The following is a 24251-nucleotide window of genomic DNA, read 5'->3' as shown; positions in this document are numbered from 1 at the left end:
GGATGCGTATCGGGTGCGTGCAATCAGCCGCCCTGCTGGAAGCGGTAGCCGACCCCGCGGATGCTCACCGGGATACCGGCCAGTCCGAGGTCTTCCAGCTTCTTGCGCAGCTTGCTGACGTGGCTGTCCACGGTGCGTTCCAGGGTGTCGCCCTCGGGCAGGCAGGTGGCCAGCAGTTCGGCACGGCTGAATACGCGGCGCGGGGCGCGTGCCAGTTGTGCCAGCAGCTTGAATTCGGTCAGTGTCAGCATCAGCGTGTGGCTCACGCCCTCGATTTCGGCCACCACCTCATGCTGTTCGAAATCGATCACGAAGGGCGGGGCGCGCAGGATGCGGCGGTCTTCGCGCTCCTCGCGCGGCAGGCTGCGGCGCAGTACCGCTTCCACGCGCGCCACCACTTCGGCCGGGTTGAAAGGCTTGACCACGTAGTCATCAGCACCGATGCGCAGGCCCGTGAGCTTGTCCACGTCCTGGTCCAGCGCGGTGAGCAGGATGACCGGCGTGTTGTCGCGCTGGCGGATCTGCGCCAGCACCTGCCAGCCATTGACCTGCGGCATCTGAATATCGAGCAGCACCAGGTCCGGCTTGAGCGAGAGATGCAGCTCCAGTGCCCGCGCGCCATCGGCCGCATGCACGCTGCGCATGCCGCTGCGGGCCAGGTAGGCGGCCAGGATCTCGGCGATCTCGGGTGCATCCTCGGCGATGAGGATCAGCGCACCCGTGGCCGGTGCGGCCTCGCCGGCTTTCACTTGGGTTGCCGCCATTCTTGCGTTCTCCATCAAAACTCCATCGTTGTATCGCGCAAACCTCACGCGCATGCCCCAGACTCCGCCTTCGCTCGCGATTGTACTGTCGGGCAGCCCGTGCGGCAAAAATGCCGTGGGTTGACCGGCAGGCGCAGTCCTTCGCGTGTTTCCCCCGATGGAGTTCCTGCATGCCTCGCTTCTTTATCGACCGCCCCATCTTTGCCTGGGTGGTCGCGCTGTTCATCGTGCTCTTCGGCGTGATCGCCATGAGCCAGTTGCCCATTGCCCGCTATCCCTCGGTGGCCCCGCCCAGCGTGACGATCAACGCCACCTATCCGGGGGCCACGCCGCAGACCATGAACGATGGCGTCATCAGCCTGATCGAGCGCGAACTGTCGGGCGTGAAGAACCTGCTCTATTTCGAATCCTCGGCCGATACCTCCGGCAGCGCCCAGATCACCGTGACCTTCAAGCCCGGCACTGATCCGGAGCTGGCCCAGGTCGATGTGCAGAACAAGCTCAAGGCCATCGAAGCGCGCCTGCCGCAAACGGTGCGCCAGAATGGCGTGACCGTGGAGTCGGCGGCCTCGGGCTTCCTGCTCATGGTCAGCCTGACCTCGGTGGACGGCCGCCATGATGAAATCCGCCTCAACGATTACCTGGCTCGCAACATCGTCGAAGAACTGCGCCGCGTCGACGGCGTAGGCCGCGTGCAACTGTTCGGTGCCGAGCAGGCGATGCGGATCTGGATCGATCCCTTCAAGCTCAATGCCTTCGGACTGTCCGTAACAGATATCAGTACAGCGATCAGCCAGCAGAACGCACAGATTGCTCCCGGACGTCTGGGCGATACGCCAACTGTACCGGGCCAGCAGATCGCCGTTCCCCTGACAGTACAAGGACAGTTGCAGTCACCGGACCAGTTCGCTTCCATCGTGCTCAAGGCCAAGGCCGATGGTTCGCGGGTGCTGCTGGGCGACGTGGCCCGGGTCGAACTGGGCGCGCAATCCTATGCCTTCGCCAACCGTGAAGACGGCAAGCCGGCAGGCGTGGCCGCCGTACAGCTCTCACCCGGTGCCAACGCCGTCCGCACGGCTGCAGCGATCCAGGCGCGCATGGAAGAACTGCGCCCCAGCCTGCCGCAGGGCATGCAGTTCTCGCTGCCCTACAACACCGCGCCCTTCGTCAAGATCTCCATCCAGAAAGTGGTGCAGACCCTGATCGAGGCCATGGTGCTGGTGTTCCTGGTGATGTATTTGTTCCTGCAAAACGTGCGCTATACCGTCATCCCGGCCATCGTCGCGCCCATCGCGCTGCTGGGCACGCTGGCGGTGATGCTGGTGGCCGGCTACTCGGTCAACGTGCTGACCATGTTCGGCATGGTGCTGGCCATCGGCATCATCGTCGATGACGCCATCGTGGTGGTGGAAAACGTCGAGCGCATCATGGCCGAGGAAGGCCTGGGTCCGCGCGAGGCCACCATCAAGGCGATGGGGGAGATCACCGGTGCCATCATCGGCATCACCCTGGTGCTGACCGCCGTCTTCATTCCCATGGCGCTGGCCGGGGGATCGGTGGGCGTGATCTATCGCCAGTTCTCGCTGGCCATGGCGGTATCGATCCTGTTCTCGGCCTTCCTGGCGCTGAGCCTGACGCCGGCCCTGTGCGCCACCTTGCTCAAACCGGTGGCCCCCGGCCATCACGAGAAGCGTGGTTTCTTCGGTGCCTTCAACCGTGCCTTCGCACGCCTTACGCGCCGCTATGAATCGCTGCTGGGCCGCTTGATCGCGCGCGGGCTGCGCATGATGCTGCTCTATGGCGCGCTGTCGCTGTTGCTGGTGCTGGGTTTGCGGGCGCTGCCTTCGGCCTTCCTGCCGGAAGAAGACCAGGGTTATTTCATGACCAGCTTCCAGCTGCCCGCCGATGCCACCACCGAGCGCACGGCGCGCGCCGTGGACCAGTTCGAACGCTATCTGAAAACGCGCGAGGATATCGGTGCCAATCTGTCGGTGCTGGGATTCGGTTTCTCCGGTTCCGGCCCCAATGCGGCGATGGCCTTCACCGAACTGAAGGACTGGAAGGAGCGCAAGGGTTCCACCGCCGCCATCGAGGCTCAGCATGCGCAGGCGGCCATGGAGAACGGAGTGGATGGCATGGTCATGAGCCTGCTGCCGCCGGCCATCGAGGAGCTGGGCAATTCCTCCGGCTTTGCCATGCGCCTGCAGGACCGTGCCAACCAGGGCCACGCCGCGCTCAAGGCGGCCGAAGCGCAACTGCTGGCAATGGCGGCACAGAGCCCCAAGCTGGCGGGCGTGTATGCGGATGGCCTGCCACCGGGTGCGAGCCTGCAGCTCAATGTGGATCGCCACAAGGCGGCCGCGCTGGGCGTTTCCTTTGCCAGCATCAGCGATACGCTCTCGGCGGCCATGGGTTCCTTCTATGTAAATGATTTCCCCAATGCGGGCCGCATGCAGCAGGTCATCATTCAGGCCCAGGCGCAATCGCGCATGCAGATCGAGGACCTGATGAAGCTGTATGTGCGCAACCAGAACGGCGGGATGGTGCCGCTCTCGGAAATGGTACAAGCCCAATGGCAGGTCGTGCCGACCCAATTGCAGCGCTACCAGGGCTTCCCGGCGGTGCGCATCTCCGGCAGTGCTGCGCCGGGCGTGGCCAGTGGCGATGCCATGGCGGAGATGGAAAAGCTGGCGCAGCAACTGCCGCCCGGGTTTGCCGTGGCATGGACCGGCCAGTCCCTGCAGGAACGCCTGTCGGCGGCCCAGGCACCGATGCTGATGGCCTTGTCGATGCTGGTGGTGTTCCTGGTGCTGGCGGCCTTGTACGAGAGCTGGCGCATTCCGCTGTCGGTCATGCTGGTGGTGCCGCTGGGCTTGATCGGTGCGGTCGCAGCGGTGATCCTGCGCGACATGCCCAATGACGTGTTCTTCAAGGTCGGCATGATTACCGTCATCGGGCTCTCGGCCAAGAATGCCATCCTCATCGTCGAGTTCGCGCGCCAGTTGCGCGCCGAGGGTGCGGGCCTGGTGGAGGCGGCGATCAAGGCGGCGGTGCTGCGCCTGCGGCCCATCCTCATGACTTCGCTGGCCTTTGCGCTGGGCGTGGTGCCGCTGATGCTGGCCTCGGGCGCGAGTGCCGAGACCCAGCGCGCCATCGGCACGGGCGTGTTCGGCGGCATGGTCAGTGCCACGGTGCTGGCGGTCCTGTTCGTGCCCTTGTTCTTCGTGCTGGTGCTGGGGGCGGGACGTCGCCGCAGCGCGCAAGGCTTGCAGGAGGCATGATGTGTCCGCGCAGTGATTTGCGGCTGTATGGCCGCCGGCTCCTCAACGACCGCGAGCAGATCCACCACGCCCGGTATCGCGACTACGATATCCGCGTCATCGCGATTCAGGGGCCGCATGGCTGGGAGATGAGCCTGCGCATCTTCCACGCCGGCAAGCGCATCCTGCGTTACCGGCAGGACAGCCCTTTGTATCTCGATTTCGAGCATGCGCGCATTGCCGGCATGCTGCGTGCGTACGAGATCATCGAACGCCGCGTGGCGGCCTGATTCTCTTCCCTCGAGAGCGCGCCGTCAGCGCTTCGTCAGCCAGTGCGGCCGGCTTGCCACAGTGCAGGCCGTGCCGCCGTCTTTCCGGCTTGCCTTCCTTACTTTTTCGCACGGCTGCCACCTACAATCCATCAGGAGTACGTGGCGGCACTGCCATGTCCGGCCTCTGCCGGACTGCCAATTTGGGTTAAAGAAAAAAGCCGCAGCTCTCTAGAATGCCATCACCCCTCACGCTGCCCGCAGGGCGCGGAAGATGCCGGTGTGCAAGGACATGAGCCTGTCCGCTGCCACGGCGATGACGAGACGCAGGTGTTTTCAGAAAAGGTAAGGGTCCGATGAGCCAGCTCGATTGCAGCAAGCATGACAAGGAAGAAAATGCGCTGAGGAAAAACGCCCTCGGCGTAGGTTTCATCATCTTCTTCGTGGTCTCCGCCGCCAGTCCCTTGAGCGTGATCGCCGGCGGATTTCCGATCGGCATCATGCTCGGCAACGGTCCCGGCACACCGGCCTTGCTGGTGCTGATCCTGTTGCTGCTGCTGGCCTTCTCGGTCGGCTATACCACCATGGCGCGCCACGTCACCAATGCCGGCGGCTTCTATGCCTTCTCCAGCGCCGGCCTGGGCGGCATGGCCGGCGGCGTGGCCGGGGTGCTGGCCATGTTCGCCTACAACATCCTGCAGATCGGACTTTATGGCATGTTCGGCGGGGTGATGTCGGCCACCATCTTCGACATCTTCGGAGTACAACTGGCGTGGTGGGTCTATGCGGCCCTGGCCATGCTGAGCGTGGCCGTGCTCGGTTACCGCAACATCGACCTGTCGGCGCGCCTGCTGTCGGTGGTGGTGGTGGCCGAGTACCTGGCGGTGCTGGTGCTGGACTTCTGTATCCTGCGCGCCGGCGGCGATCATGGCGTCAACCTCGATTCCTTTGCACCGTCCAATGTCATGAGCGGTACGCCCTCCATCGGCCTGCTGTTCGCCTTTGCCGCCTTCATCGGTTTCGAAGCCACCACCATCTATGGCGAAGAGGCCAAGAATCCCAAGCGTGCGATACCGATTGCCACCTATACCTCGGTGCTGCTGATCGGCGCCTTCTACGGCATCTCGCTGTGGGCGCTCATCATCGGGGCCGGCAGCGACAAGGTGGTCAAGCTGCTGGAACACATGCAGGACCCGACTGCCTTCATCTACGTCATGTCGGACCACTATGCCGGGGGCGGACTGACGGCCGTGATCCGCATCCTCTTCGTCATCAGCATCTATGCCGGCCTGCTGGCCTTCCACAGTTCGGCCGCGCGCTATTTCTATGCCGTCGGGCGGGACGGCCTGCTGCACCGCCTGCTGGGCACCACCCACAAGACCTATCAAAGCCCGCACATGGGTTCGGCTCTGCAGAGCGCCATTGCGGCCGTGGTGGTGACGCTCTTTGCGGTCTCGGGGGCGCATCCCATCCTGCATCTGTTCGCCTGGTTTTCCAGCCTGGCGGCACTGTGTCTGATGCTGCTGATGATCATGACCTCGGCGGCCGTGATCTGCTATTTCCGGCGGCGTCCGGAGGCCTGTGACAGCGCCTGGCGGGTGCGCATCCTGCCGGCCGTCTCGCTGGTCGCCTTGCTCTACATTCTCTGTACGGCCATCCTGCATTTCGATGTCTTGACCGGGGCCAGCAAATCCATGTCCTGGGCGCTGTGCTCGATGATCCCGCTGGCCATCGTCATCGGCGTGATGCTTGCCAGCCGCCTGCGCCGCTGTGAGCCGATGCGTTTCGCTGCGCTGGGGAGTCACAAGCTGTAGCCGCGCTCCGGCCGGGCAGGAACCGTTGCTCAACGGGTCTCGCATGGCGAGGCCCGTTTTCTTTGGGCCACGTTTTCCGATACAGCAAAGAGGCGTGATTTGATGCGCGAATTCATGCGTGAATTCATGCGTCAATTCGGGCGTGGATTCGCGCGTCAATTCACGCCTGTATTCGGGCGCAAAAAAACGCGGCACAGCTTGCGCCGCACCGCGTTGTTGCTCCGTGCGCCGATGATCCGGCGCGCCGACTTCAGGATGCCAGCAGCACCGTGATGGTCTTCTCTTCGGTATAGGCCAATGCGCCGGCCAGTCCGCCTTCGCGGCCCATGCCGCTGTCCTTGATGCCGCCCCAGGGCAGGTTGGCATCCAGCGGGCTCCAGCAATTGACGCCGATGGCACCGACCTTCACGCCAGCGGCCACCCGATGCGCGCGGGCCAGGTTGCCGGTCCAGACCGTGGCGGCCAGGCCGTAGCGCGAATCGTTGGCCAGGGCGATGGCTTCTTCCTCGGTATCGAAGCTGATGATGGTACCGACTGGCCCGAAGATTTCCTCACGGGCGATGCTCATGCCGTTGTTGGCATCGGCAAAGATCGTCGGCTGCACGAACCAGCCCTTGTCCGGCCGCGAGACGCCGCCGGCCAGCAGGGTGGCCCCCTCGTCCAGGCCTTGCTGGATGTAGCGGTTGACGCGCTCGAACTGCGCCTTCTTGGCCACCGGCCCCATGCGCACGCCCGGCTGGCACGGATCGCCCACGGTGATGCCGGCGGCGGCCTCGGCCAGTGCCTTGGCAAAGCGTTGCGCCAGGCTGCGCTGTACCAGAATGCGCGAACCGGCCGCGCATACCTGTCCCTGGTTGACGAACAGGCCCAGCGTGCAGCCGAACAGGGCGTCTTCGAAAGGCGCATCGTCGAACACGATCTGCGGGCTCTTGCCGCCCAGTTCCAGCGTCACGCGCTTGAACTGTTCGCCGGCGATGCGCTGGATCGCGCGGCCCGCTTCGGGGCTGCCGGTGAAGCTGATCTTGGCCACGTCCGGATGCTCGCAGAGGGCACGGCCGACCTCGTTGCCGTAGCCGGTCACCACATTGATCACGCCATCCGGGAAGCCCGCTTCCTGCGCCAGGCGCGCCAGGTGCAGGGCCGATTGCGGGGTTTCTTCGGCCGGCTTGATGACCACCGTGCAGCCGGCAGCCAGCAGCGCGGCGACCTTCCAGCTGGTGATCATGAGCGGCGCATTCCAGGGCAGGATGGCACCGACCACACCGATCGGTTCGCGGATCGTGTAGGACAGCGTGGGCTTGCCCATGTAGCCGGCCGTGGGAATGGTGCGGCCTTCCATCTGGTTGGCCCAGCCGGCGGCGGCGCGCAGGTGGCTCACGGCGTTGGGCACGTCCATCATGCGCGGCTCCATGGGCGAGCGGCCGATGGCATTGGCATCCATGTCGGCCAGCAGGTCGGCATCGCGCTCGACCAATGCTGCCAGCGCATGCAGCAGGGTGCCGCGCTGCAGGCCCGAGAGCCGGCTCCATGCGCCGCCGTCCAGCTGCGCGCGTGCCGCCGCCACGGCCCGCGCCACGTCCTCGGCCGTGCCCTGCGCGGCGCTGGCGTAGACTTCCTCGTTGATGGGATTGACCAGGTTCATGCGCTGGCCACCGGAGGCCTCGCTGGCCTGGCCTGCAATAAAGTGCTGAAGATGGAGAGACATGCTCATTCTCGTGGTGGGTTGTCGGGAGACTGCATGCGGGTCATGCGCAGCGTCCTGCGGACGGGCGCACCTGGGCCTGCATGGAGCCAGAATGTATAGAGGGCAGGGCCGCGCAGTTAGCCCAAATGAGCAATTCGGCTGGCGATGGCAGTGAAGCTGTTGATGCACGGAAAGAAGGACTGCCCTGTTCTCGTCCAGCCTGCATTGATGTTGTGCATAAAAAACTAAAGTTGCACTATTTTGAAATATCGAGCCTGACAGCTTGGAAAATTGTAAAAGTATTTGCTAAATTTTGGCATTGAGATAAATTTGCATAAAATTAGCCGAAAAGGCAGACGCTGCGCGGCCCCCGGACCGGATCTCATCCAGGTCCCTTGCACTGACGCAGACATCCCATCAAAACAATGAAAATGCAGGCACGTTAAATGCATGGAGACAGAGCCACGCTCGCGGGGGCAATCGCGGCTCACTTGGAGAGAGACCATGTTGCAAAGCATTCACCGTTTTCAGGATGTGCATGTGCACGCCGCCGCCATTGGCGCGTGGAAGCAGACCTATGCACAGATTTCCGCCGGCAAGCTGGAGAGCTCGCTGATGCAGTTGTCGACCCGGCGCTGCCACGCCTTTCGCGAGCGCATCAACAAGCGCGTGGTCCAGCATGGCGAGGCACCGAAGGACCAGATCTGCTTCGCCTTCCCGATTGCCGCACCGGGTGCGGCGCACGTGCAGGGGCGCGAGGCTGATGAGAAGAGCATCCTGTTCCTGCAGGGCGGCGAGGAATTCATGTTCCACATGCCGATGGATACCGACCTGCTGTCGCTGACGTTTGATCGCGACCTGTTCGAGGAGCACCTGCACCAGATGCCTGACCCCGACCGCATCAGTGCGTTGCTGCGGCAGCCGGTCATCAAGGTGCCGCCCAAAGGCTTGCGTGCTTGCCGCGAACGCTTGCTCAACATCTTCTCGCAATCGATGCTGCAGATCGATGGCGGGCAGTGGCAGGCCGATGCGCAGGCGGAGCAGCGTGAGCAGGCGATGGAGTCGTCCTTGCTGGGTGAGTTGCTGGGCTTGTTGTCAGCGCCGGATTCCGATCCCGTGCGCCAGATGAGCACCACCCGCAGCTACATCGTCGAGAAGCTGCATCGCCAGGCCATCGTGGACGCGGCCAATGTGCCCAGCATTTTCGAGGTATGCCAGCGGCTGCAGGTGAGCCGGCGCACGGTGCAGAACAGTTTCCAGACGGTGGCCGAGACCACGCCCCTGAATTACCTGCGCTGCGTGCGGCTCAATGGCGTGCGGCGCGAATTGCTCTCCACCACGCATCAGGAAGCCTCCATCGGCGACGTGGCCTCACGCTGGGGCTTCTTCCATCTGAGCCACTTTGCCGAGGATTATCAGGAGCTGTTCGGGGAGTTGCCGTCGCAGACGGCGCGGCGCGTGCCGCAGAAGCTCTTCCAATAAGCAAGCGCGTACCAGTGAAAACGCCGGTCAGGTGACCGGCGTTTTTGTTTTTTTTGCTGGCGTCAGCCGGCAATGCGCGCCGTAATCTTGCGCGCCGCATCCGTAATCAGCCCCGACAGGAACTCCCGGTTGAACGCATTGACCCGTTCCGTATTGCCGGCCAGCGTGATGCTGCCCAGGATGCGTTGCTTCTCGTCGAAGATGGGCGCGGCGATACCGGTCTTGCCCGGATCCAGCTCACCCTCGCTGACGCAATAGCCATCCTTGCGGATCTTCAGCATCACCTTCGAGAAATCCTTCCAGTTGCTCCCCACCAGCCGCAGTTCCTCCGCCGTGGCCCCATCGAAATGCTTGCGCAATTGCCGTGGCAGCAGATAGGCCAGGATCACCCGCGCCGTGGCGCTGTGGAACAGGTCCATCGGCGTGCCCCGCCCATAGTTCAGGCGCGCGTCATTGTTCCCGGACTCCTGCAGGATGTTGATCACCGTTGAACCATACAGCTCGCTGATGAGCAGCTCCAGCCCGGTCTGCGCCACCAGGTCGCCGACGATGTCGCGGCTGGCCGCCAGCAAGGGATCGAACTGCGTCATGTGGCGATCCAGCTCGATCACCTTCGGACCCACGGCATAGCCGCGCGGCATCTTCACCAGCAAACCGGCATGGCCGAGTTCGCGCACGTAGCGATAGGCGCTGGCGGGGGTGTAGCCCAGCTGGGCACAGATGATGTCGATGTCGATGACGGGTTGGCTGGGCTTGAACAAGGTCAACACTTCCAGCATGCGGCTCAGGCTATTCATGGTCTAGGGCAGTAAGGGCCACGGGGCCCGGTGGCAGGCATTGTACGACCACCCACGCGCCGGGGACGCGGGGTCGTCACCAATTGCCGATTTGGGCTCAAGGCTATTGCACAAATCTCTTATATTCAAAATCAAGCAATAAAACATTCAGCCAGTGAGCAGAATTATGTACAGATTTCGTCTATACGAGAATACATGATTTTGTCCGGGGATGATTGCGATACCGCAAACCAGCCTGCCGCCGCGGCCCGGCTGGTCTGCCCGATCCTGTAGAAGCGCCTGTGCGCGGCGCTGGCCGCCGGCGGCAAAGGAAGAGAAATGACCCGATACACCGGAGCACACGCCTTATGGGCCGGTCTGCTGGACCAAGGTGTGGACACCTGTTTCGCCAATCCCGGCACCACCGAACTGGACCTGGTCCGTGGCCTGGAGAGTTTTCCCAGGCTGCGCTGCGTCGTCGCCCTGCAGGAAAACGTCTGCACCGGCGCGGCCGATGGCTATGGCCGCATGCTGGGCCGTCCGGCCAGCACTCTGCTGCACCTGGGGCCAGGATTTGCCAATGGCATCGCCAACCTGCACAACGCCCGCCGTGCCCGCACCCCCATCGTCAACATCATCGGCGACCACACCAGCTGGCACCTGCCTTACGACGCACCGCTGACTTCCGATATCGAATCGCTGGCCCGTCCCGTCTCGGGCTGGGTCCATCGCATCACCGGCACTGACGACATCGCCTCTGCCGCTGCTGAATCCGTGCGCCAGAGCACGGCTGCCGGCGGGCAGGGCAGTACGCTGATCTTCCCTGCCGATTTCCAGTTCGCTGACATGGCCGAGGCCCATGCCGTGGCTGCCGTGAAAGAATCCACGGAACCCCAAGATGATTACCAGCCGGCCCAGGCACTGGCGCGCCTGGGCGAGGCCAAGCGCGTGGTCTTCCTGCTGGGCGGCGGTGGCGAGGAGAGCGGTCTCGGTGCCCGCGCCCAGCGCGCCGTGGCGCGGATCGCCGCCCATACCGGCTGCAGCGTCTATGCAGAAACTTTCCCGGCCCGCGCCGAGCGCGGCCAGGGCTTGCCTTCCTTCGATCGCCTGCCGTATTTCCCCGAGCCGGCGCGCAAGGTCCTCGCTGAGGCGGACCTGGTTGTACTGGTGGGCGCGCTGCCGCCGATTACCTACTTCGGCTATGTCGGCCATCCCAGTGCGCTGGTCGCTCCCGAGCGCCTGCTCACCATCAGCCTGCCGGGCCGTCCTGCCTCTGCGCGCGTGGAACAGCTGGCCGATGCGCTCGGTGCGCCGCCCTACGCGGTGCCGCAGCACGCCTTGCCAGCGCTGCCCGAGGGCGAACTGAACCCGCAGAAGATCGCCGCCGTGCTGGCGCGCGAGTTGCCCGAGCACGCCATCGTCTCGGTCGAGGGCGGTACGTGCGGCTATCCCTTCTATGCGGTATCGGATGCGGCGCGCCCGCATACGGTGCTCACCAATACCGGCGGCGCCATCGGCCAGGGCCTGCCGGTCGCGCTGGGCGCGGCGGTGGCCTGCCCGGACCGCACGGTGGTCGGCCTGCTCTCCGATGGCAGCACGCAATACACCATCCAGACCCTGTGGTCGCTGGCCCATGAAAACGCCCGGGTCGTGGTGCTGATCGCCGCCAATCACCAATACGCCATCCTGCGCAATGAACTGCGCCGCGACGGCGCGCCGCTGGGCGAACGTGCCGCGCAGATGACGGCACTCGATCATCCGCGCATCGACTGGGTTGCGCTGGCGCAGTCCTATGGCGTCCCCGCCTCGCGTGCCGAGACTGCGCAGCAATTGCAGCAGCAGTTGCAGGCGGCCTTTGCCGGCAGCGGCCCGGCCCTGATCGAGATGGCGCTGTAAATCATTTCCGCATCAATCACATCCGACGCACACCACGGCATAAAACAAGGAGCAAGCATGGAATTGAATCTGCAAGGCAAGACCGCCATCGTCACCGGCGGCAGCCTGGGCATCGGGCGGGCAGTGGCCGAGGCACTAGCGCGCGAAGGCGTGCGCGTGGCCATCGTCGCGCGCAGCAAGGGCAAGCTGGAAGAAGTGGCCAAGGAGCTGACCCACACCACCGGCACTGAAGTCATCGCCGTGGCTGCCGACGTCAGCAATACCGAACAGGTGGAAGCGGCCGTGGCACAGGCTGCGCAGCACTTCGGCGGCATCGACATCCTGGTCAATGGCGCAGCCCATCCGGGCGGGCTGGTGCGCTCGGAAATCCAGCACGCCAGCCCCGAAGGCCTGCTCGAAGACATCAACATCAAGGTGGTCGGCTACATGCGCTTTGCCAAGGCGGCCGCTGCGCACATGCGCACCGGTGGCTATGGCCGCATCATCAATATCGGCGGGCTCACCGGCCGCGGCAGCAAGCAGTTGTCCGGCATGCGCAACGTGGCCATCTGCCATCTCACCAAGACCCTGTCGGACCAGCTCGGTCCGGACGGCATCACCGTCAACGTGATCCACCCCGGCGTGGTCGAGACCCCGCACATCCACGAACTCTACGAGAAGGAAGCCAAGCTGCAAGGGCTGACCCCCGGGCAGGTCGAGCAGAACTATGCCAAGGCCACGCCAATCCGCCGCGTGCTGCAGGTGGAAGAGATCGCCGACGTCGTGCTGTTCCTGGCCTCGCCCCGTGCGGCGGCCATCACCGGCGAATCGATTGCGGTGGATGGCGGCATCACCCGCGGCATCTATCTCTGAGCAGACTGAACTACTGAAAAGGACACCATCATGCAAGGAACCATCCTGGTCGGTACGGCCGGCCAAGGCATCGTGCGCAGCGTCGACAATGGTGCGACCTGGCACCGCCTGGGCCTGAAGGAAGCCATCGAATTCGACGGCGTGGTACGCAGCCTGGCCGTCGATCCCTCGGACCCGTCGCGCGTACTGGCGGGGGCCGATGCCGGCATTTGCCTGAGCACTGACGGCGGTGCCCATTTCAAGCGCATCGCTTCGCCCGCCGATGACCAGACCGTCTGGTCGATTGCCTTCAGTCCGAGCAATCCGAAACTGGTCTTCGCCGGCACCGGCGCACCCTCACGCGCCCGCATGTATTGCTCGCGCGATGGCGGCCTGTCGTGGCAACAGCTGGATGTGGAGTTGCCGGAATTCTGCTCGGGCGTGCACAAGCCGCGCATCCTGACCATCTTCGTGCGCGCCGATGCGCCGCAGGAAGTCTGGTTCGGCGTCGAAGAAGGCGGTGCCTGGCGCAGCAATGATGAAGGCGATACCTGGACCCGCATCGATACCCCGGGCCGTGGCATCAACAATTCCGACATCCACGCCATCACCGTGCTGCCCGCGACCGCCGATGCGCCGGTCAAGCATGTGGTGGTGACCGTCAACTCCGTCTGCGAGAGCACCGACGATGCCGCCAGCTTCACGGCCAAGGCCTCCAAGGAACGCTTCGACGGGATGTACTACACCCGCACCATCCAGGCGCTGGACCCGCAGGGCAATCAGCTGCTGCTGGCCATCGGCGACGGCACGCCCGGCACGCGCACCCGCATCTATCGTTCCGAAGACCGCGGCCAGAGCTGGCAATCCAGCGTGCTGCACACCGCGCCCAATTCCACGGTATGGGCCTTCGGCGGCCATCCCTCCGATCCGCAACTGCTGTTCGCCGGCACCAAGTACGGCTACCTGCTGCGCTCCACCGATGGCGGACGCAGCTGGTACAAGGAATGGCGCGACTTCAGCGAAATCACCTCGGTAGCCTGGACGCCTTTCGTGGCTCCGGTGCATGCCCATCCGCAATCGATCGACTAGACCAACCAGACAAAGGAGGGCCTCATGTCCGCCACTGCCACCCCGGCCATGGCCATCAAGCCACGCATCCGCCGTACCCACCTGGCCCTGTTCGTGAAGGACCCGCATGGTTCGGCTCCCTGGTACGAAGACGTGCTGGGCATGACGGTGACGGCCCGCGCCGAGCGCTGGGTGTTCCTGTCCTTCGGCAAGAAGCACCACGACATTGCGCTCATCCGCGTGGACGAACCTGCTCAAGCCGTGCGCGGCGAAGTCAACATGCAGCACTACGGCCTGGAGGTGGAAGGCGACATGGAGGAATTCCGCCGGCTCTACGGCATGTTGCTGGCCAAGGGCATCGAGATCTTCAAGATCACCGATCACAAGGTCGGCTACGGCATCTACTTCCACGACCCCGACGGCCACCGTTTCGAATTCTTCTTCGAGACCGCCCACGACGACGAAGAAGGCAAGCGCCTGCTGGGCCAGTACAACGCCCCCAGCGACAGCTTCCATCTGGATCCGCTGTAGGCCCGGCACTGCTTCACCCCATTGCACCGTATCGATTCTTTCCAAGGACATCCGATGAAGACCCCCAATTTCGAGAACTTCCATATCCGCAAGTGGTACCTGCAAATCGAAGACAGCCTGGCCGGCGAGAGCGGCAAGGACGCCGATGGTGCGCCGCTGCGCAAGATCGTCATCGCCGCCTGCCTGCACAATCCCTTCGCCGGCAAGTATGTCGAGGACCTGTCCGGGTGGATCAATCCTTCGCCGCTGCTGGGCCAGGAATTCGCCCGCCGCATCCGCGAGGCCGCGCAGGGCCAGGCCATCGAGAGTTATGGCAAGGCTTGCCTGGTGGGCGTGGATGGCGAGTACGAACACGGCAACGCGCTGCTCACCAATCCGGCCGCCAATCCGGTGCGCGACGGCGTGGGCGGTGCCAAGTCCTGGGTGCCCTCGACCGGCAAGCGCGGCGGTCCCGGCACCATCATCGACATCCCGCTGGCGCACAAGGATGCCTTGTACGTGCGCTCCCACTACGACACCGTCAGCGCCCAGTTCAACGACGGCCCCAACCGCGATGAAGTGGTGGTGATCTGGGCCTTCGCCACCCGTGGCCGTCTCAACGCCCGCCTGGGTGGCCTCAAAGCCTCCGAGGTGAAGGGGCAGGACGGCCTGGTCTGAGGTCGCCACACGCAAGGATCAGGGAGACCATCATGCAGCGCCGAGATTATTCGCTGACCCTCACGGGTTTGCAGTTCCACGTCACCGAATGGGGCGATCCGCAGGACTTTCCCCTGCTGCTCCTGCACGGCATCCGTGGCTATGGCGAGACCTTTGCCGACCTGGTGCAGCGCCTGCCGTCCGGCTACCGCTGCATCGCGCTGGACCAGCGCGGGCGCGGCCAGAGTGATTGGGATCCGGGCTGCAACTACTACACCGATACCTACGTGGCCGACATGGAGGCACTGGTGGCACGCCTGGGCCTGCGCCAGTTCGACCTGCTGGGGCATTCCATGGGCGGCATCAACGCCATCGTGTATGCCGCGCGGCATCCGTCGCAGGTGCGTCGCCTCGTCATCGAGGATGCCGGTCCCGGCGCTTTCGAGAACAGCCCCGGTGCCAGCCGCATCCGCCGCGAACTGGCCACTACACCGAGTCACTTCGGCAGTTGGGAAGACGCCAGCATCTTCATGCGCGCGCTGCGTCCCACCGTGACCGAAGAGGCGCGCCAGCAGCGCCTGGACAACATGCTCAAGCCCACTGCGGACGGCGGCTATACCTGGCGCTATGACCACGTCGGCATCAGCGCCACGCGCCTCATGCCCGACATCACGCGCGTGGTCGACCTGCGTCCGCACCTCATGGCGCTGGCGTGCCCGACGCTGGTGGTGCGCGGTGAACGTTCGGACTACCTGTCGGCCGCAATCGCGGCGGAAATGCGCCAGCTCAACGCGCGCGTACTCACCTGCACCATCGCCGATGCCGGCCACTACATCCACGACGACCAGCCGGAAGCCTTCGCCAGCGCGGTGCGGGAATTCCTGCAGCAAGAACAACAGGACAAGGGGGAGAAGACATCATGATCCATGAACTGCGCACCTACACCATGGTGCCCGGCGGCGTGCGCGAGTACGTCCGCATCTACAACGAGTGCGGCCGCACGCACCAGGTCCGCCTGCTGGGTCATCTGGTGGCGATGATGATTCCGGAGAGCGGCGACCTCAACCAGCTGGTCTACCACTGGGCCTTTGACAGCCTGGAAGACCGCGCACGCCGCCGTACGGCACTGCTGGCCGATCCCGATTTCGCCGAATTCCGCAAGCAGGTGCGCGGCCTGCTGGTGCAACAGGAAAGCCGCCTGCTCACCAGCGCGCCCGAACCGGCCGCAGCGGCGGCGCATGCCGGGAGTGCCGCATGAGTACAGCGGTCCAGGCCCAGGTGCTCATCATCGGTGCCGGCCCGGTCGGGGTGACGCTGGCCAATCTGCTGGGTACCTATGGCATCTCCACGCTCATCATCGAGCGCAACCTGGACGTGCTGGATTATCCGCGCGCCGTGGGCATCGATGACGAAGCGCTGCGCACCTTCCAGTCCGCCGGCATGGCCGACGCCATCGTGCGCGACGTGATCCAGAACGTGCCCATGCGCATGTACACCGCCGACCGCCGCTGTTTCGCCGAGATCCAGCCGACCACGCGCGAATTCGGCTGGTATCGCCGCAACCTGTTCTCGCAGCCGCTGGGCGAGGCCACGCTGCGCCAGGGACTGCAGCGCTTCCCGCATGTGGAGCTGCGCTCGGGCGTGGAACTGCTGGACCTGGTGCAGGACGAGCAGGGCGTGCTGGCCACCATCAGCGATGCGCATGGCATGCAGAGCTACCTGGCCGCGCAGTATGCAGTGGGCTGCGATGGCGGCCGCAGTACCGTGCGCGAGAAAATCCTCAAACTGCCCTACGAGGGCAAGACCCATCCTGCCAAGTGGGTGGTGATCGAGTGCGATGGCGATCCGCTGGATGCGCCCTACACCGCCCTGCATTGCGAACCGCAGCGTCCGTATGTGTGCCTGGCGCTGCCCTATGGCGTGCGGCGCTGGGAGTTCATGCTGTTCCCCGGCGAGGATGGCGAGCAGATGCTGGCCCCGGCCAAGGTGCGCGAGCTGTTGCGCGAACACGTGGCCGATGTCGATGCGCTCAACATCATCCGCGCCCGGGTCTACACCCACAATTCGCGCGTGGCCGGCTCGCTGGTGTGCGGCCGCATCTGCCTGGCCGGCGACGCCGCCCACATCACCCCGCCGTGGATCGGGCAGGGCTTGAATGCCGGCTTGCGCGATGCCTTCAACCTGGCCTGGAAACTGGCCTGGGTGCTGCAGGGCCGGATGAAGCCCGCACTGCTGGCCAGCTATCACGACGAGCGACATGCCCACGTCAAGGCCATGATCGACCTGGCCGACCTGTTCGGTGCGGTGCTGTCGCAGAAGAACCGCCTGCTGGCCTGGTGCCGCGACAAGTTCTTCCTGGCCATCAAGGATATCCCGCGCGTGCGCGACTACGTGCTGCAGATGAAATTCAAGCCCATGCCCAGCTTCCACAGCCAGGCCGTGATGCAGGGTGACCCGCGCAATCGCGATGACCTGGTCGGGCGCATGTTCCTGCAATCGCTGGTGGAAACCGGCGAGGGCGAGGTGATGCGGCTCGATGACCTGTGCGGCAGCCGCTTCACGCTGCTGAGCTGGCGCTGCGACGTGTTGCCTGCAGCGACCGTCGATCCTGATCTGCGCCGCCGCATGCAGGCCTTCGGCTGTGATTACCTGCAGGGCGTGCGCTCGCGCAGCGGTGCGCGCGGCGTGCCGCTGACCGGCTCCGGCACGGTGATCCAGGACCATGAGAACAAGCTCAATGCCTGGTTCAAGGAAAAGGGCGTGGACTGGGTACTCCTGCGTCCCGACCGTTTCATCGCCGCCGCCGGACGCGCCGACGATGCGCCTGCGGTGATGCAGCTCTTCCTCGATCGCGTAGCCTGCTGACGCAAGTTGATCCTGTTTCTGCATTGCAGCCGGTACGCCGTGCGCGTACCGGTCTTTTTCTCTTCAAGGTGACCCATGTATCCCGACCTGCAGCTCTACATCAACGGACGTTTCCATGGTCTCGACGGCCGGCGCTATCAGGAAGTGCGCGATCCTGCCACGGGCGAGGTGCTGGGGCGCCTGCCTTGGGCCGAGGCCGGCGATATCGAGGAGGCCATCCAGGCTGCCCATGCCGCGTTCCAGCAGTGGCGCAAGGTCTCGCCGCTGGAGCGGTCCGACATCCTGCGCCGCGCCGCCACACTCACGCGTGAACGCGCGCAGGCGATGGCACCGGCCATCACCATGGACAACGGCAAGCCGCTGGCCGACGCCGTCGCCGAGATCCTCAATGCCGCCGAGCACCTCGACTGGCACGCCGAGGAAGGCCGCCGCCTGTATGGCCGCGTGGTCGGCGCGCGCCATCCCGAGGTGCGGCAGCTGGTGGTGCGCGAACCGGTCGGTGTGTGCGCGGCCATCAGTCCATGGAATTTCCCGTTCGGCCAGGCCATGAAGAAGGTGGCAGCGGCCATGGCGGCAGGCTGCACGGTGGTGTTGAAGGGCCCTTCGGAATCGCCCGCCGCCATCGTGCTGATGGCACAGCTGTTTCATGATGCGGGCGTGCCGGCGGGCGTCTTCAATATCGTCTGGGGCGTGTCGTCGGAGATCTCGCAGCAGCTGATCGCCTCGCCCCTGGTGCGGTCCATTTCCTTCACTGGTTCCATTCCCGTGGGCAGCCAGCTGGCCGCCCAGGCTGCGCTGCATATGAAGCGCATGAGCATGGAGCTGGGCGGGCACGCGCCGGTCCTGGTGTTTGACGATGCCGAGGTGGACGCGGCCGCGCGCCTGCTGGCGCGACTGAAGATTCGTAACGCCGGCCAGGTCTGCGTATCGCCGTCGCGCTTTTTTGTTCACCAGCGCATTTACGACCGCTTCGTGGTGGCCCTGGCCGATGCCCTGCAGCAGGTGAAAGTCGGTTCCGGTCTTGAAGCCGGTGTGCAGATGGGGCCGCTGATCCATGGCCGCCGCTTCGACGCGGTACATGGCCTGATCGAAGACGCCGTGAGCCAGGGCGCGCAGCTGGTCACGGGGGGCCGGCGCATCGGCGAGCGCGGCCACTTCCATGCGCCCACGCTGCTGGCCGATGTGCCACCGACGGCCCGCGTGATGCAGGAAGAACCCTTCGGCCCGGTGGCTGCCGTCACGCCCTTCGCCCATACCGCGCAGGCCCTGGCCATGGCCAATGCGCTGCCCCTGGGCCTGGCCTCCTACGTCTTCACGCAGTCGCTGGCCACGGCGCACGAGGTGGCCAGCGGCTTGCAGGCCGGCATGGTCAACATCAACCATTCCGGCATGGCGCATCCCGAGCTGCCCTTCGGCGGCATCGGTGAAAGCGGCTTCGGCAGCGAAGGCGGCACCGAGAGCTTCGACAGCTTCCTGGTCACCAAGATGATCAGCCAGATCAGCCACGTACCCGGCTGAGCCATCCACCACCCAGGGGGAGTAACGATGAGGCAGGCGCTCGCTGCATTGAGCATTGCGGCCCGGCTGCGGCTGGCCTTCGTGCTGCTGTTGCTGATGCTGGTCGGCATGGCGCTGTTTTCCTATGGCCGCATGAGCCATATCAACCGGCAGGTCGAGCAGCTCGGCAGCATCAACGTGCCGGCCATGGAATCGGTCTCGGGCATACGCATCGGCATGGCGCAATACCGCATGGGCGTGACGCTGGCCCTGCTGGCCGATGATGGCAGTGGCGGCACGGCGGCCGCCCAGGCGCGGCGCGAGGGCCTGGCCTATGCAGAGAGGTATCTCAAGATCCTGGTCGACTTCGCCAGCAATGATGACGAACGTGCCACCAGCCGCCAACTGAGCGCCAGCTGGCAGGCCTATCGCGCCCTGGCCGAGAAGGCGGTGGCGCTGGCTGCCGCCGGGCAGTCGGCCGAGGCGCTGCTGCTGGCGGCCGACAGTGCCGCGCCTTACGAGCAGATGGCCGGCATCCTCAAGTTCATCAGCGATTCGGTGGCGCAGGAATCGGCGGCCTCGGTAGCCGATGGCCAGCAGGCCTTCGTCTCAGCCCGGCACGCGCTCATCGCAGTCAGTGTGGCCGCGCTGCTGGGCACGCTGGTACTGGCACGCTTGCTCATTGGTGGAATTGCCGGACCGCTGCGGCGTGCGGTACAGGCTGCGCATCGGATTGCCGAAGGCGCGCTGGACCAGGAGATCACCGTCAGCGGCCGCGACGAGATCAGCCAGTTGCTCACGGCCATGCAGCGCATGCAGCAGGCGCTGGTCGGCATCGTGGCCGGGGTGCGGCGCGAAGCCGAACACGTGGCCACGGCCAGCGTGCAGATCGCCGCCGGCAATGCCGATCTCTCCACCCGCACCGAAGCCCAGGCCGCCGCGCTGGAAGAGACGGCAGCCACCATGAATGAACTCAGTGCCACGGTGCAGAAGAATGCCGAGGACGCCCGCCAGGCCAGCGGCACTGCGCGGCAGGCCAGTACCGTGGCGCTGCAGGGAGGAGAGGTGGTGCAGGAAGTGGTGCAGACCATGCGCGGCATCGAGGACAGTTCTCAGCGCATCTCGGAGATCGTCGGCACCATCGATGGCATCGCCTTCCAGACCAATATTCTGGCCTTGAATGCAGCCGTGGAAGCGGCGCGCGCCGGGGAGCAGGGGCGCGGCTTTGCGGTGGTGGCCACCGAGGTGCGCTCACTGGCCCAGCGCAGTTCATTGGCTGCGCGCGAAACCAAGGTCCTGATTCATGAATCGGTAGCGCGCATCCGGACCGGCGCGCGCCTGGTGGACCGTGCCGGGCAGACCATGCAGGACATCGTGGCGGCGGTGCGCAGCGTCTCGGCCATCGTGGCCCAGATCAGCGAGGCCAGCGTGACGCAGAGTGCGGACATCGCCGAAGTCGAGGGTGCCATCCGGCAACTGGACGATGCCCTGCAGCAGAACGCCGCCCTGGTCGAACAAAGCGCGGCCGCCAGCGAGAGCCTGCGCCAGCAGGCGGGCAACCTGCTGGGGACGGTGTCGGTGTTCAGGATTGCGGAGGGCGCGCAGTTGCTTCACGCATCGCAGTCGCCTCCGTCGCTGGCCTTGCCGCTGGGGTGACGGGTTCTCCTTCTTTTTTCGGGCGTGTTTTCCGTACGTTTTTCTGCCCGTAATCCGGTACGTCTTTCTGTACATCGTTGTGTGTTCTGGTGCCTGGCAGCACTCTTGATGGCGGCTTCGGCCGCCATTTTTTTCATTCGTTCGTCAGTCGTCCGTCAGCCTCCCGCAAGGCGGGAGCGCGCCTGTGCAAATTATTTCCGTCCCCGCATCACGCTGCGCGATGACTTGCTCATTTGGGCTAATGGCTTGCCCGGTGCAAGGGTTTTAATCGTGTCATGCCGCAAGCTCGCCAGCAAGGCGTTGCGGGCGGCGCTGTTCCCGGTCCTTCGCTTGCCGCTGCGCAGCGAACACTCTCTTGAAAACGGTCTTGAAAGGTAAGTTTATGATTGAAGCAGAACTGGAGTCGCTCAACTTTGCTGACGCTCCCAAGATGGTGTCGTCCACCTATCCCGGCCCCAAGACGGCAGCGGCGCTGGAACTGTCGGCACGCACCGAGTCGATGGCACGTGGCGGCGGCCGCATGCCCATCGCCATGGACCAGGCCTTCGGCGTGACCTTCAAGGACCCGGACGGCAATACCTTCATCGACCTCTCCGCCGGCGTCGGCGTGAGCAGCGTCGGGCGCTGCAATCCGCGCGTGGTCGAAGCGATCCGTGAGCAATCCGGATCGCTGATGCACTCGATGGAAGTCAACAGCTCCAAGCGTACCGAGCTGGCCGCCAAGATTTCGGAGATCATGCCCGAGGGCCTGCGCGGCGACTGCATCACCTTCTTCACCCAGGGCGGCAGCGATGCGCTGGAAGCCGCCGTGAAGTTCGCCAAGCGCGTCACCGGCCGCCACCAGATCATCGCCTTCCACGGCGGCTATCACGGCATCTGGAATGCGTCCAATGCGCTCACCACCGGCACCGCCTACCGCAAGGGCTTCGGTCCCTTCATGGGCGGCGTGATCCACGCACCGTATCCCTACGCCTACCGTTTCCCCTTCGACACCAGCAACAAGAGCGCCGAGCAGATCGCCGGTGAATATGTCGATTACCTGCTCAACACCCCCTACACCGCCGCCGATGACGTGGCGGCCGTGATCGTCGAACCGGTGCAGGGCGAGGGCGGCTATGTGCCGCCGTCGCCGGAGTTCCTGCAGATCCTGCGCAAGGCCTGCGACCGCAGCGGCGCGCTGCTGATCGTCGATGAAGTGCAGGCCGGTGCCGGCCGCACCGGCAAGATGTGGGCAGTGGAACATTCGGGCGTGAAGCCCGACATGCTGACCTTCGGCAAGGGCATCGGCGGCGACATGCCGATGGCCGGCCTGGTGATGCGTTCCGATCTCGCGGCCAAGATCCCTGATGGTTCGCAGCCCAATACCTTCGCCGCCAATTCGATCTCGGCAGCGGTGGCGCTGACCAACATCAGCATCCTGCAAGACCCGCGCCTGGACCTGGTCAACCGCGCCCATGCCCTGGGCCTGGAAGCGCAGGAACGTATCCGCAGTTTCAACAGCCCCTGGATCGGCGAGGTGCGCGGACGCGGCCTGATGATCGGCATCGAGCTGGTCGAGAACCGCGAGACCCGCGAGCCGCTCTCGCGCGAGAAGCTGGGCAAGCTCATGGACTACGTGGTCGGCCATGGCGTGCTGATGATTCCGTGTGGCCGCTACACCAACGTCATGCGCGTGATGCCTTCGTTGACCATTCCGCGTTCGCTGCTGTTCAAGGGACTGGACATCTTCGGCGCCGGCCTGGCCTCCCTCTGAACGGGACAACCCGGTGGCCGGGACGCATCCCGGCCGCCTGCCTGATTCCTCATCAATCGCAACAGGTTTGAGTCAATTGGAGAAAGTGGTCATGAAGAGAACGATCCTCGGTTTGTCCCTGCTGGCAATGGGCGCGACGCTGGCGCACGCGGCCTCGGTGCAAGATCTGGGCACCACCCTGACCCCGCTGGGCGGCGACAAGGCCGCCGGCCAGGGCGTCCCGGAATGGAAGGCGGAAAACGTGGAATTGCCCGGCTGGTCCTACGGCAAGCTGCGCAAGGACTATTTCAAGTACAAGGATGAAAAGCCCACCGAGGTCATCGACGCCTCCAACGTGGACAAGTACGCCGATCACCTTACGCCGGGACAGGTGGCCCTGATCAAGCAGGTCAAGGGCTACAAGATGGATATCTATCCCACCCACCGCTACTGTGCCGCGCCCGACTTCGTGGTCGAGAACACCAGGAAGAATGTGGCCGACGGCAAGATCGGTGCCGACGGCTGGAGCCTGGCCGAAGCCAACGTGCCCGGCATTCCCTTCCCGCTGCCCAAGACCGGCCTGGAGGTGATGTACAACAGCAAGATGCGCTATCGCGGCGTGGGCGTGGACTTCCCCAACACCATCACCGCCGTCTCGCCGCGCAAGGGCAGCAATGAGTGGATCAAGGCCAGCCAGCAACTGACGCTGTTCTATCCCTCCAGCGTCAAGGGCAGCACCAAGCTGTCCACGCTGGGCGGGGTCGAGTTCTACACCTACGTTGCTTATGCCTCGCCGACCGCACTGGCCGGGCAGGCGCTGACGGTGGCGACCTATCTCAATCGTCCGGGCGCGGAGACCTTCTACTACTTCCCCGGCCAGCGCCGCGTGCGCCGCATGCCGTCCTATGCCTACGATGCGCCGCAGATCGGCATGGAAAACCAGTACACCATGGATGAGCCGACCGTCTTCAACGGCACCATGGACCGCTTCGACTGGAAGCTGGTCGGCAAGAAGGAAATCTACGTCGCTTACAACAGCTTCGGGGCCAACAACTTCAAGGCCAATTTCGACGACATCGCCAAGCCTGATTTCGTGGCCGAGAATGCGCGCCGCTACGAGCTGCACCGGGTCTGGGTGGTGGAAGCCACCGTCAAGCCGGGCGTGCGCCACCTGGCCCCCAAGCGGACCTTCTATGTCGATGAAGACAGCTGGAATCTGGTGCTCTCCGACGACTACGACGCCCAGAACAAGCTGTGGAAGCACCGCGAGGGTTACATCATTCCGGTCTATGAAACCGGTGCCTGCGATCTCGCCGGCTTCGCCCAGTACAACCTGGCCGAAGGCCGCTACCTGATGGATTCGCACTCGGCCGGCACCGGCAAGGACATCCGCTGGGAGACCGAGGTCAAGGACAACCCGCGTCTGCGCGACAGTTTCTACAGCGCCGACAACCTGCGTGCCATCAGCGACCGCTGAGCGCTACGCCACT

Annotated in this window: 21 protein-coding genes; 18 read left to right on the top strand and 3 right to left on the bottom strand. The window is 64.7% G+C overall.

Annotated elements, in window-relative coordinates; all coding sequences use genetic code 11:
* Positions 1–23: 23 nt before the first annotated feature.
* Positions 24–764: a response regulator gene (locus tag J2X56_RS23525; RefSeq protein ID WP_166675089.1), complete on the bottom strand. Its 741-nt coding sequence runs from the start codon at positions 762–764 to the stop codon at positions 24–26.
* 170 nt (positions 765–934) lie between these two features.
* Between J2X56_RS23525 and J2X56_RS23520 the strand changes: the two genes are divergently transcribed.
* The 3 genes from J2X56_RS23520 to J2X56_RS23510 all read left to right on the top strand — a co-directional run bounded on the left by J2X56_RS23520 (position 935) and on the right by J2X56_RS23510 (position 6107).
* Entirely contained in the window at positions 935–4045 is a 3111-nt protein-coding gene (locus J2X56_RS23520; RefSeq protein WP_310163147.1) for an efflux RND transporter permease subunit, read from the top strand.
* Positions 4045–4314: a hypothetical protein gene (locus tag J2X56_RS23515; protein ID WP_121045796.1), complete on the top strand. Its 270-nt coding sequence runs from the start codon at positions 4045–4047 to the stop codon at positions 4312–4314. Before J2X56_RS23520 ends, J2X56_RS23515 begins: the two co-directional genes overlap by 1 nt.
* 335 nt (positions 4315–4649) lie before the next feature.
* The gene (locus J2X56_RS23510; protein WP_209569243.1) at positions 4650–6107 is read left to right on the top strand and encodes an APC family permease; all 1458 of its coding nucleotides are present in this window, start codon (positions 4650–4652) and stop codon (positions 6105–6107) included.
* A gap of 250 nt (positions 6108–6357) precedes the next feature.
* On the opposite strand, the gene J2X56_RS23505 is transcribed toward J2X56_RS23510, so the two are convergent.
* Positions 6358–7812 (bottom strand): aldehyde dehydrogenase, encoded by a 1455-nt coding sequence (locus J2X56_RS23505; RefSeq protein WP_209569241.1) that lies wholly within the window; start codon positions 7810–7812, stop codon positions 6358–6360.
* 125 nt (positions 7813–7937) lie between these two features.
* Between J2X56_RS23505 and J2X56_RS23500 the strand changes: the two genes are divergently transcribed.
* Both J2X56_RS23500 and J2X56_RS23495 read left to right on the top strand, forming a co-directional pair.
* Entirely contained in the window at positions 7938–8114 is a 177-nt protein-coding gene (locus tag J2X56_RS23500) for a hypothetical protein (RefSeq protein WP_166675522.1), read from the top strand.
* Positions 8115–8295: 181 nt separating this feature from the next.
* Positions 8296–9273 carry a helix-turn-helix domain-containing protein gene (locus J2X56_RS23495; RefSeq protein ID WP_209569239.1) on the top strand — a complete coding sequence of 326 codons (978 nt, stop codon included), beginning with the start codon at positions 8296–8298 and terminating at the stop codon, positions 9271–9273.
* Positions 9274–9335: 62 nt separating this feature from the next.
* Here the strand turns inward: J2X56_RS23495 and J2X56_RS23490 are convergent, their stop codons facing one another.
* Entirely contained in the window at positions 9336–10070 is a 735-nt protein-coding gene (locus J2X56_RS23490; protein ID WP_039784072.1) for an IclR family transcriptional regulator, read from the bottom strand.
* Positions 10071–10388: 318 nt separating this feature from the next.
* Here J2X56_RS23490 and J2X56_RS23485 point away from each other — a divergent pair, with 318 nt between their 5' ends.
* The 13 genes from J2X56_RS23485 to J2X56_RS23425 all read left to right on the top strand — a co-directional run bounded on the left by J2X56_RS23485 (position 10389) and on the right by J2X56_RS23425 (position 24238).
* Entirely contained in the window at positions 10389–11945 is a 1557-nt protein-coding gene (locus tag J2X56_RS23485; protein WP_310163140.1) for an acetolactate synthase large subunit, read from the top strand.
* A gap of 57 nt (positions 11946–12002) precedes the next feature.
* Complete coding sequence (locus J2X56_RS23480; protein WP_121045800.1) at positions 12003–12797, top strand: SDR family NAD(P)-dependent oxidoreductase; 795 nt, start codon at positions 12003–12005, stop codon at positions 12795–12797.
* Between the two features lie 30 nt (positions 12798–12827).
* Positions 12828–13865, top strand: a complete 1038-nt coding sequence (locus J2X56_RS23475) for a VPS10 domain-containing protein (RefSeq protein WP_310163136.1) — start codon at positions 12828–12830, stop codon at positions 13863–13865.
* Positions 13866–13889: 24 nt separating this feature from the next.
* Entirely contained in the window at positions 13890–14375 is a 486-nt protein-coding gene (locus tag J2X56_RS23470; RefSeq protein ID WP_121045802.1) for a VOC family protein, read from the top strand.
* Between the two features lie 54 nt (positions 14376–14429).
* Positions 14430–15032 carry an amino acid synthesis family protein gene (locus tag J2X56_RS23465; RefSeq protein WP_209584708.1) on the top strand — a complete coding sequence of 201 codons (603 nt, stop codon included), beginning with the start codon at positions 14430–14432 and terminating at the stop codon, positions 15030–15032.
* A 32-nt stretch (positions 15033–15064) separates the two neighbouring features.
* A complete protein-coding gene (locus J2X56_RS23460; protein WP_134134417.1) occupies positions 15065–15934 on the top strand; it encodes an alpha/beta fold hydrolase in 870 nt (289 codons plus the stop codon).
* Entirely contained in the window at positions 15931–16269 is a 339-nt protein-coding gene (locus J2X56_RS23455) for an NIPSNAP family protein (protein ID WP_121045805.1), read from the top strand. The genes J2X56_RS23460 and J2X56_RS23455 overlap by 4 nt, the downstream gene beginning before the upstream one ends.
* Complete coding sequence (locus J2X56_RS23450) at positions 16266–17876, top strand: bifunctional 3-(3-hydroxy-phenyl)propionate/3-hydroxycinnamic acid hydroxylase (protein ID WP_204727094.1); 1611 nt, start codon at positions 16266–16268, stop codon at positions 17874–17876. Before J2X56_RS23455 ends, J2X56_RS23450 begins: the two co-directional genes overlap by 4 nt.
* A 75-nt stretch (positions 17877–17951) precedes the next feature.
* Positions 17952–19394 (top strand): NAD-dependent succinate-semialdehyde dehydrogenase, encoded by a 1443-nt coding sequence (locus tag J2X56_RS23445; RefSeq protein WP_121045807.1) that lies wholly within the window; start codon positions 17952–17954, stop codon positions 19392–19394.
* Positions 19395–19421: 27 nt separating this feature from the next.
* Entirely contained in the window at positions 19422–21029 is a 1608-nt protein-coding gene (locus tag J2X56_RS23440) for a methyl-accepting chemotaxis protein (protein WP_310163127.1), read from the top strand.
* A gap of 108 nt (positions 21030–21137) precedes the next feature.
* Entirely contained in the window at positions 21138–21407 is a 270-nt protein-coding gene (locus J2X56_RS23435; protein WP_134040421.1) for a hypothetical protein, read from the top strand.
* A 4-nt stretch (positions 21408–21411) separates the two neighbouring features.
* Positions 21412–22782: an aspartate aminotransferase family protein gene (locus tag J2X56_RS23430; protein ID WP_121045809.1), complete on the top strand. Its 1371-nt coding sequence runs from the start codon at positions 21412–21414 to the stop codon at positions 22780–22782.
* A 91-nt stretch (positions 22783–22873) separates the two neighbouring features.
* Positions 22874–24238, top strand: a complete 1365-nt coding sequence (locus J2X56_RS23425; protein WP_121045810.1) for a DUF1329 domain-containing protein — start codon at positions 22874–22876, stop codon at positions 24236–24238.
* Positions 24239–24251 lie beyond the last annotated feature (13 nt).

It is taken from the genome of Herbaspirillum sp. 1173 (genome assembly GCF_031455335.1).
Taxonomy (GTDB): domain Bacteria; phylum Pseudomonadota; class Gammaproteobacteria; order Burkholderiales; family Burkholderiaceae_D; genus Herbaspirillum; species Herbaspirillum huttiense.
This window is presented reverse-complemented; position numbering and strand designations above follow the sequence as displayed.

Bases quoted from the DNA above. Each gene is read 5' to 3' on its own strand.
- J2X56_RS23525 (WP_166675089.1), bottom strand. From the start codon at position 764: ATGGCGGCAACCCAAGTGAAAGCCGGCGAGGCCGCACCGGCCACGGGT.
- J2X56_RS23520 (WP_310163147.1), top strand. From the start codon at position 935: ATGCCTCGCTTCTTTATCGACCGCCCCATCTTTGCCTGGGTGGTCGCG.
- J2X56_RS23515 (WP_121045796.1), top strand. From the start codon at position 4,045: ATGTGTCCGCGCAGTGATTTGCGGCTGTATGGCCGCCGGCTCCTCAAC.
- J2X56_RS23510 (WP_209569243.1), top strand. From the start codon at position 4,650: ATGAGCCAGCTCGATTGCAGCAAGCATGACAAGGAAGAAAATGCGCTG.
- J2X56_RS23505 (WP_209569241.1), bottom strand. From the start codon at position 7,812: ATGTCTCTCCATCTTCAGCACTTTATTGCAGGCCAGGCCAGCGAGGCC.
- J2X56_RS23500 (WP_166675522.1), top strand. From the start codon at position 7,938: ATGAGCAATTCGGCTGGCGATGGCAGTGAAGCTGTTGATGCACGGAAA.
- J2X56_RS23495 (WP_209569239.1), top strand. From the start codon at position 8,296: ATGTTGCAAAGCATTCACCGTTTTCAGGATGTGCATGTGCACGCCGCC.
- J2X56_RS23490 (WP_039784072.1), bottom strand. From the start codon at position 10,070: ATGAATAGCCTGAGCCGCATGCTGGAAGTGTTGACCTTGTTCAAGCCC.
- J2X56_RS23485 (WP_310163140.1), top strand. From the start codon at position 10,389: ATGACCCGATACACCGGAGCACACGCCTTATGGGCCGGTCTGCTGGAC.
- J2X56_RS23480 (WP_121045800.1), top strand. From the start codon at position 12,003: ATGGAATTGAATCTGCAAGGCAAGACCGCCATCGTCACCGGCGGCAGC.
- J2X56_RS23475 (WP_310163136.1), top strand. From the start codon at position 12,828: ATGCAAGGAACCATCCTGGTCGGTACGGCCGGCCAAGGCATCGTGCGC.
- J2X56_RS23470 (WP_121045802.1), top strand. From the start codon at position 13,890: ATGTCCGCCACTGCCACCCCGGCCATGGCCATCAAGCCACGCATCCGC.
- J2X56_RS23465 (WP_209584708.1), top strand. From the start codon at position 14,430: ATGAAGACCCCCAATTTCGAGAACTTCCATATCCGCAAGTGGTACCTG.
- J2X56_RS23460 (WP_134134417.1), top strand. From the start codon at position 15,065: ATGCAGCGCCGAGATTATTCGCTGACCCTCACGGGTTTGCAGTTCCAC.
- J2X56_RS23455 (WP_121045805.1), top strand. From the start codon at position 15,931: ATGATCCATGAACTGCGCACCTACACCATGGTGCCCGGCGGCGTGCGC.
- J2X56_RS23450 (WP_204727094.1), top strand. From the start codon at position 16,266: ATGAGTACAGCGGTCCAGGCCCAGGTGCTCATCATCGGTGCCGGCCCG.
- J2X56_RS23445 (WP_121045807.1), top strand. From the start codon at position 17,952: ATGTATCCCGACCTGCAGCTCTACATCAACGGACGTTTCCATGGTCTC.
- J2X56_RS23440 (WP_310163127.1), top strand. From the start codon at position 19,422: ATGAGGCAGGCGCTCGCTGCATTGAGCATTGCGGCCCGGCTGCGGCTG.
- J2X56_RS23435 (WP_134040421.1), top strand. From the start codon at position 21,138: ATGGCGGCTTCGGCCGCCATTTTTTTCATTCGTTCGTCAGTCGTCCGT.
- J2X56_RS23430 (WP_121045809.1), top strand. From the start codon at position 21,412: ATGATTGAAGCAGAACTGGAGTCGCTCAACTTTGCTGACGCTCCCAAG.
- J2X56_RS23425 (WP_121045810.1), top strand. From the start codon at position 22,874: ATGAAGAGAACGATCCTCGGTTTGTCCCTGCTGGCAATGGGCGCGACG.